Annotated in this window: 5 protein-coding genes; 3 read left to right on the top strand and 2 right to left on the bottom strand. The window is 68.3% G+C overall.

Annotation, left to right across the window (positions count from 1 at the left end; all coding sequences use genetic code 11):
• Positions 1-3 precede the first annotated feature (3 nt).
• Complete coding sequence (locus ABZ004_RS40105) at positions 4-165, top strand: histone-like nucleoid-structuring protein Lsr2 (protein WP_355687520.1); 162 nt, start codon at positions 4-6, stop codon at positions 163-165.
• A 334-nt stretch (positions 166-499) separates the two neighbouring features.
• The gene (locus ABZ004_RS40110) at positions 500-3031 is read left to right on the top strand and encodes an ATP-dependent Clp protease ATP-binding subunit (protein ID WP_355687503.1); all 2532 of its coding nucleotides are present in this window, start codon (positions 500-502) and stop codon (positions 3029-3031) included.
• A gap of 89 nt (positions 3032-3120) precedes the next feature.
• On the opposite strand, the gene ABZ004_RS40115 is transcribed toward ABZ004_RS40110, so the two are convergent.
• Positions 3121-3657 (bottom strand): hypothetical protein, encoded by a 537-nt coding sequence (locus ABZ004_RS40115; RefSeq protein ID WP_355687505.1) that lies wholly within the window; start codon positions 3655-3657, stop codon positions 3121-3123.
• Entirely contained in the window at positions 3654-6569 is a 2916-nt protein-coding gene (locus tag ABZ004_RS40120) for a hypothetical protein (protein WP_355687506.1), read from the bottom strand. Before ABZ004_RS40120 ends, ABZ004_RS40115 begins: the two co-directional genes overlap by 4 nt.
• Before the next feature lie 106 nt (positions 6570-6675).
• Here ABZ004_RS40120 and ABZ004_RS40125 point away from each other — a divergent pair, with 106 nt between their 5' ends.
• Positions 6676-8604, top strand: coding sequence for a kinetoplast-associated-like protein (locus ABZ004_RS40125; protein ID WP_355687510.1), 1929 nt, complete (start codon positions 6676-6678; stop codon positions 8602-8604).
• The last annotated feature ends 37 nt before the right edge of the window (positions 8605-8641 follow it).

The following is an 8641-nucleotide window of genomic DNA, read 5'->3' on the forward strand; positions in this document are numbered from 1 at the left end:
CGGGTGGCCGGTCGCCGGGGCAGCGCCGGCCGCGCACGGGGACGGGGCCGGTCCGCGACCGACTCCGCGGATATCCGCGCGTGGGCCAAGGAGAATGGCTACGAGGTGAGCGAGCGCGGCCGCATCTCGGCCGAAGTGCGCGCGGCGTACAACGACGCCAAGTAATTCCTGAGACTGCCGGTCCCGGTGCCAGTGATGGCGCCGGGACCGTCCGCATTCCGGCCGTTTCACAGTGTGGACACCGGCGTGGGGTGATCTGCGGAACGCTGCCTGACCGGGCAACAAAGGGCGCGAATTCGCTGGTGGCGAACACCGGGCGCGCCGGGAACACCGGACCGGGCGGAGAGGTTGTTCCCTTGTGATCCCCACTCCAAGGCCGCGACGGAGGTGGTGACGTGTTCGCTGAGAGCGAGCGTGTCGGTGCCGGGGACTAGCATGCATGTACGGGGGTTGGACACACGGCACGTCCGACTCCTCTGAGGCAAGGAGTGCTTTGGCGATGTTTGAACGATTTACGGACCGAGCCCGTCGGGTCGTCGTCCTGGCCCAAGAAGAAGCCAGGATGCTGAGCCACAACTACATCGGCACCGAGCACATCCTGCTCGGCCTGATTCACGAGGGTGAAGGTGTCGCCGCCAAGGCTCTCGAGAGCCTGGGTATCTCGCTGGAGGCTGTCCGTTCGCAGGTCGAGGAGATCATCGGCCAGGGACAGCAGGCTCCGAGTGGGCACATCCCGTTCACCCCGCGCGCCAAGAAGGTTCTGGAGCTCTCCCTGCGTGAGGCCCTGCAACTGGGCCACAACTACATCGGCACCGAGCACATCCTGCTCGGCCTCATCCGCGAGGGTGAGGGTGTCGCCGCGCAGGTCCTGGTCAAGCTCGGTGCGGACCTGAACAAGGTCCGGCAGCAGGTCATCCAGCTGCTGAGCGGATACCAGGGCAAGGAGACGCAGTCCGCAGGAGCTCCTGCGGAGGGTGCTCCCAGCAGCTCCTTGGTGCTCGACCAATTCGGCCGGAACTACACCCAGTCGGCCCGCGAATCGAAACTCGACCCGGTGATCGGGCGCGAGATGGAGATCGAGCGGGTCATGCAGGTGCTGTCCCGGCGGACCAAGAACAACCCTGTCCTGATCGGTGAGCCCGGTGTCGGTAAGACCGCCATCGTGGAGGGTCTGGCCCAGCAGATCGTCCGTGGCGACGTGCCGGAGACACTCAAGGACAAGCAGATCTACTCCCTCGACCTGGGCGCCCTGGTAGCCGGTTCGCGCTACCGCGGTGACTTCGAGGAGCGGCTCAAGAAGGTGCTCAAGGAGATCCGCACCCGCGGCGACATCGTGCTGTTCATCGACGAGATCCACACCCTCGTCGGGGCCGGCGCGGCCGAGGGCGCGATCGACGCGGCGAGCATCCTGAAGCCGATGCTGGCCCGCGGTGAGCTGCAGACCATCGGCGCCACCACTCTCGACGAGTACCGCAAGTACGTCGAGAAGGACGCCGCGCTGGAGCGCCGCTTCCAGCCGATCCAGGTCGCCGAGCCCTCGATCGCGCACACGATCGAGATCCTCAAGGGCCTGCGGGACCGCTACGAGGCGCACCACCGGGTGACCATCACCGATGCCGCCCTGGTCAACGCCGCACAGCTGGCCGACCGCTACATCTCCGACCGGTTCCTGCCGGACAAGGCGATCGACCTGATCGACGAGGCCGGCGCCCGGTTGCGGATCCGCCGGATGACGGCTCCGCCGGACCTGCGGGAGTTCGACGAGAAGATCGCGAACGTCCGCCGGGAGAAGGAGTCGGCGATCGACGCCCAGGACTTCGAGCGGGCAGCCTCTCTTCGTGATGACGAGAAGAAGCTGATCAACGCGAAGGCCGAGCGGGAGAAGCAGTGGAAGGCCGGCGACATGGACGTCGTCGCCGAGGTGGACGAGGAGCTGATCGCCGAGGTGCTCAGCACCGCGACCGGCATCCCCGTCTTCAAGCTGACCGAGGAGGAGTCCTCGCGGCTGCTGGACATGGAGAAGGAGCTGGCCAAGCGCTACATCGGCCAGACCGACGCCGTGAAGGCACTGTCCCGGTCGATCCGGCGGACCCGTGCGGGCCTGAAGGATCCGCGCCGGCCGAGCGGCTCGTTCATCTTCGCCGGCCCGTCCGGTGTCGGTAAGACCGAGCTGTCCAAGGCGCTGACCGAGTTCCTGTTCGGCGACGAGAGCGCGCTGATCAGCCTCGACATGTCGGAGTACTCGGAGAAGCACACGGCCTCGCGGCTGTTCGGCTCGCCTCCTGGGTACGTCGGCTACGAAGAGGGCGGCCAGCTGACCGAGAAGGTCCGTCGCAAGCCGTTCAGCGTGGTGCTGTTCGACGAGGTGGAGAAGGCCCACCCGGACATCTTCAACTCGCTGCTGCAGATCCTGGACGAAGGCCGGCTGACCGACGCCCAGGGCCGCGTGGTCGACTTCAAGAACACCGTCATCATCATGACCACCAACCTCGGGACCCGGGACATCGCCAAGGCCGTCAGCCTCGGCTTCTCCCAGGCCAGCGACGTCGGCGGTTCGTACGAGAAGATGAAGGCGAAGGTGACCGAAGAGCTCAAGCAGCACTTCCGGCCCGAGTTCCTGAACCGTGTCGACGAGATCGTGGTCTTCCACCAGCACGGCAAGGAAGAGATCGTCAAGATCGTCGACCTGATGGTCGCGCAGGTGGAGGAGCGGCTGAAGGACAAGGACATGGGCATCGAGCTCACCCCGGCGGCGAAGGCTCTGGTCGCCGAGCGTGGCTTCGACCCGGTCCTGGGTGCTCGCCCGCTGCGTCGCGCACTCCAGCGTGACGTGGAGGACGTGCTGGCGGAGAAGATCCTGTTCGGGGAACTGCGCCCCGGCCAGATCGTGCTCGTCGACGTAGCGCCCGAGGGCACCGTGAACGAGGACGGCCTGCGGGAGTACTTCACCTTCACCGGCACCCAGAAGGCGACCCCGGACCTGGAGCTGACCGAGATCGCCGGCGGCCCCTCCGGCCTCCAGGACAGCTGACAGTAAGGCACTAGCAAACGAAGGGCCCCGCGGACACCCGTCCGCGGGGCCCTTCGCTGTCCCCGACCCCCGTCCCGGGCGAACCAGGGTCAGCGGGTGTGGCGGAGGTGGGTTATGGCGGAGTGGAGGGACTCGGGGGTGGGGGTGGTGGGGTGCGGGCGGTCGGCGATGAGTTGGGCGGAGAGGCAGAGGAGCCAGCTGAGGCCGGTGACGACGGCGAAGGAGGGGCCTGGGCCGGGCCAGGCGTCGCTGAGGGCGTCCAGGGCGTTCGCCTGCCAGCTGCCGGCGATGAAGACCAGGGTGATGACCCCGGTGATCGCCGTACACGCCTGAGCGACGCTTCCTGGGCGCAGCGCCAGCGCAAGGATCGAAGTGATCAGCCCAGCCACCCAGGTCAGCACCAAGGACGGCTGAGTCTCGATGCCGAGTTGCCACACCGATTCGCCCAACCGCCGGCTGAACGTCCACGGCAGCAACAACGTGATCCCGGTCGCCAGTGCCGCCAACAGAGTCGCCCGGGCAAACCACCGATGCTGCCCCACCCCCAACTCCCGCTCAGCCAACTCGAGCCGCCGCCCCAACACCTCCTCCGGAGCCAACACTCGCTCTTCGTCACGCCGGATCATCGGAGGGGGTCCAGGGTGATGGTGTCGTGGCCTAGTTCGAAGTACAAGTGGGGGCCTATGACGGTGACCTCGTCGGCTGCTTGGGGGACGCCCTGGGTGGGGCCGGCGATGACGGTGGCTCGTCCTGGTCCGTCGATGCGGGTCAGAGAGCTCCCGTCGTACCCCCAGATCTTGCCGTCGGGCCCCGTGAACCAGCTGCCGTCGGTGGTCCATCGGTCCGGGGTGGTGGTGGACGAGATCGGCCAGCCGGTCGCATCGCCGCCGAACAGCTTGGTGGTCTTGCCGGTGCTGTCGGCAAGCAGCATTTGTTCGTCGATCACCATGGCGACCTCACCAGAGCCGAGCTGCACCAGGCCGCTTTGCCGGAGCGTGCCACCGATCTTGACCCGATTCACCCGCTGCCCCGGCCCGTAGAAGTTGTAGAGGTTGCTGCCGATCGCGGTCACCAGTCGATCCCCAGCGGCAGCTGCAAACTCACCACGCTGATTCGGCGCAGCCTCTTTCGGATCTCGCAGCACAGTGACCTTCCCCGCGACCACGTGCACCGCCACCTCGGTCGCAGGCTCGCCCTGCCCAGACACGGCCCACCAGACCCCGCCCTGCCCATCCGGAGCCCACACATGCGCGGCATTGGGCACAGCAAGCCGCACAAGCTTTCCGTGCGAGTCGAGAGCCAGCTGCGTATATGTTCCCGAAGTCGCCTTGCCGGTGACGCCGACAGCTGTCACCGGTGGATCAGCAAGCGGCACAGCCGGCATCAGCGTTGCCTTGTACGGCGTACTCCCGCTCGCCGCCTTCCTCCGATCACACCGAGGCTCAGGCTGGGGCAGCACCGGGTACGACGAAGCCGAGGCGGCCGCGTCGGAGATCTCCACCACCTGATCCCCGCCGCCTGGCGACACCCCCAGTAGCACCGACCCGTCCGCCCTGGCTTCCATGCTTTCCACCTGGCTCACAGGACCCGGCAGTTGGCGCAGCAACCCGTCAGGTGTGAGCACTGTCGTCGGCGAGCTACCACCAAGCCACAAGTTGCCCCGGACGTCGACAGCAAAGGCTTCGACCGTCAGCGACGAGCTAGCGGCGTCGGAGCTCAGCAGACACCCAGCAGGAGCCACCCCAGTCACCTGCTGCGGCTTGCCACCAGGACGGAGCAAGGCCAGCCCAGTCCGGCTCGTCCGCCAAGCCGTAGTGCCGTCCGGACCACTCGACACGCTGTTGCCCGGCGCACCCGGACCAGGAGCGATCACGAACTGCTTGAGATCCAGCCCGGTCCGCAGCTGGTTCGCAGGGATCTGCCAAGTGGAGTTGGATCCCCACACGACGATCGAGCGATCCGCGTTCCGATGTGTCAGTGCAGGACCGACGCCGGTCGCGTAGATGTCGATGCCAGGTGTCACGTAGAGCGTGCCATCGGGGTTCGTGTGGCTGAGACTGACATCTGCAGCCACCAGATTCAGCGGCACAGCAAGGATCGCCCAGCGCTTCTCGGCAGCACCGCCGGCCAGCATGACCAGCTTGTTGTCGGTGACGCCCAGCAGCGCCGGCGGCGTCACCCCATGGCTGAGTGCGACCCTCGGCAGCGCGATGCCGTCGCGGTACTCGAAGACGGTCGATCCCTCCGAGCCGGTCCGGCCCAGCAACCACTCGCCCGGCGTACCGTCCAGGGTTCCGGCGATGGAGTCCAGCGGATCCGACGTACCGATGGCGACGCGCATGCCGAGTCGATCGACCAGCTGGCCGCCATGCAGATCCAGCAAGCGGTACGGCACTCCTGCAGTCACTTGCGGCTTGTACTCCGGTGCTGCCGCGGCTGGTACGACAAGACCGGCCGCGGCTGCGAGCAGGCCGGCTACCAGAACGACACCGAGGCGCCAGGCCCACCCGCGCGCTCTCCGGCGTACGGAAAGAGCTGCGGTGGTCAGGCCGACCAGTAGGAGCAGTACGCCGAGGGTGAGGGCTAGCCAGGCTCCTAGGCCGGGGCGGTAGCCAACGCCGTCTTGAAGTCTCGCGGGAAGTCGCATGAGGGCTGCGAGAACGCCGGTGACGGTGAGAGCTCCGGTGGCGATGGCTGCTGTTCGTAGTACGAGTGATGCGGGGCGGACCAGAGTGAAGACGGCGGCGGCCAGAGTGGCGACTGCGGTGCCTGCGATGGCCAGGGCCCACGTGGATGCGTATGGCAAGTCCCAGAGTTGGGCGCGGGCGAGACCTGCCTCGGCACCTGCGGGGCCGATCGAGACAGGGTCGATCAGCTCGCGCCAGGACAGAACAGTGGAGAACAGGAGCAGTGCCGAGAGAGTTCCGGTAACAATCGGAACAAGTGCGGAGCGCGTTGAGAGTTCGGCCTGTGAGATCAGTTTGAGGAAGATTGCCCGCAATTCGGACTGATTGAGAGGCTCGTCCGAGCGTTCCTCGGTGAGGTTGGTGAGTACTGGTGGCGGTACCTGCGTACGGATCGCCCAGTAGGCCGAGACCGCTGCGGCGAGCGTTCCGCAGACGACTGTCCCGATCACAGCCGGTGAGGTGGAACATCCGGATCGGCCTTGCCCGGCCAGGCCGATCCAAGCTGTCCCGGTGATCACCGCGAGGGCGACCGCAGCCCAGCCGCGGACCTGCTGACGATGCCGGAAACTGTCCGCAGTAAGGCGATCCGCGAGGATCACCGCGATCATCGCGATCGGCAGTGCGAGGGCGGCCCCGCGGCCGTCGACCGGCTGCGTGGTTGCCCGCCAGAGATAACAGTCTGTGCTTGCCGGACCCGGGACAAGCACCGAAAGAGCAGCCCCGGCAGCGAGACACGCGAGGGTCGCACCAGGCCACCGGGTCCGTCGTAAGGTCCTTCGATGGCGGACTTCTTCGGTTCGCAGCAACGCCGCCGCGGCTGTCGATTCGGTGGGAAGATCGCGCAGCGGCATGAAAAGAAGTTACCCGTCGCGCGATGTGGCTCGTTGTAAGAGCGTGACTGCGTCTAGTGGACCCGGACTGTTGGAGAGGGGGTCGGAGATGGAATCATCTCGTCGCATGGACGCCCCGCGTCTGCCGTTGACCCAGGAACCGGTCCCCGACGCCGGTTCCTTTGGCGTGCGGCAAGCGGGTGGCGTGCTGGAGCGGGCGCAGCGGATCGCCGACACCCTGCGCGAGCAGGCGGAGTACGAGAACGACAGCGCGCTGGCCCAGGCGGAGCGGACCCGGGCCGAGGCGGCACGGATCCGCGAGGAGGCCGAGCAGGCCGCGCAGAAGGTGCGCGCCGACGCGACCGCGGCCGCCCAGCGGCTGCTGCAGGATGCCGAGCGCGCGGCCGAACAACTCCGCACCGAATCGGAGCGGGAAGCCGAGCAGCTTCGCGCGGAGTCGCAGGCGCGGGCCGAGCAACTGCGCACCGAGTCTGAGCAGCGGGCCGAGGAGCTTCGGGTTCAGTCCGAGCAGACCGCGCAACAGCTGGAGAGTGAGTCCGAGGCGCGGGCCGATCAGGTGCGCGCGGATGCGGCCGAGCGCGCCGAACGCCTGCGCAACGAGTCGGAGAGCACTGCCGCGAAGGTCCGGGCCGAGGCCGAAGCCGCCGCCGAGAAGCTCCGCGCCGACTCCGAAGCCGAGGCGGCGCGGGTCACCCGGGAAGCCAACGAGGCCGCCGAGAAGTTGCGGGCCGATGCTCATGCAGCCGCCGACGCCTTGCGGGCCGAGTCCCAGGCCGCCGCGGCGCGGAGGATCGCGGACGCCGAAGCGGAAGCGGGCCGGCTGAAGGAAGACGCCGACGAGCTGCTCGAAGAGGCGCGCCTCGCCCGGGAGGCCGCGCAGCAGACCGTCGAACGGGCCGGCCGGGAAGCGCAGCAACTCGTCGCCGACGCCGGTGAGCAGGCCAGGCTGGTCTCGCAGGCCGCCGTCCAGACCGAGACCGAGCTGATCGCCCGGGCCGAGTCCGAGGCGAACGAACTCCGCACGGCCGTCGAGCGCGAGGTCGAGATCGCCCGCGAACGCGCCCGGGTCGAGATCGCCGAGGCGCACGCCGAGATCGAGCGGCTCCGCGGTGAGAACCGGACCGAACTGGAACGCCGGACCGCCGAGCTGGAGGAGACCGAGCGCGCCAAGCTGGCGGCCATCTCGCTCGAGATCGACAAGCTCCGGACCGCAGCGATGGACGACATCGCCGAGTGGAAGGCCGACGCCGAGGCCGCCAACGAACGCCTGATGGCCGACGCCCGGGCGCAGGCCAAACTCGTCGTCGACAGCATCGAGGCAGACCGGCGTACGGCGTCCGCCGAGGCCCAGCGGATCGTCGAGGACGCGAACCGGGCCGCCGAAGCCGCGCTGGCCGAGGCCGAGAAGCAGACCGCGTGGAGCAAGAAGACCGTCGACGAGCTGGTCGCGGCCGCCGAGCGGGAGGCGCAGTCCATCCGGGAGCAGGCCGCCGCCGAGGTGGCCGAGATGGCCAAGCAGAAGCGCGCCCATCTGCGCCGGGTGATCAGCCGGTCGACCAGCCGGCTGCGGGAGACCCAGATCTCGGTCGCCAAGGAACTCGAAGAGGCGCAGACGACGGCCGCCAAGAGGAACGCCGAGCTGATCGTCCAGGCCGAGACCGCGCTCGCCTCCGCGACCCAGCAGGCCGAGCGGCTGACCGCACAGGCGCAGGCGAAGGCGGACCGGCTGAAGGCGGCCGCCGCGGTCGAGGCCAAGGAGATCGTCGAGCGCGCCAACCGGCGCGAGGCCGAGGCCGAGTCCAGCACGCAAGTACTGCGCGAGCGGGCCGCGACCGATCTCGCCGCCGCCCAGCGCCAGTCGCACGAGCTGATCCGCAAGTCCCGCGCCGAGGCCCAGGGGCTCGAGGCGCAGGCCCGCGAGCACGCCGACGAGCTGCGCGCGCAGGCCCGTAAACTTCTCGCCGACGCCGAGGCGAGGGTCGCGGGGGGGATACCACCCCCCCGCCGCAAGAACAAAGAGGGCACCCACACGTAAAGGGTGTTGTAGGGACGAGGGGGGAGCCGGGGGGGGC

The sequence above is a fragment of the Kribbella sp. NPDC006257 genome (assembly GCF_040613535.1).
Taxonomy (GTDB): Bacteria; Actinomycetota; Actinomycetes; order Propionibacteriales; family Kribbellaceae; genus Kribbella.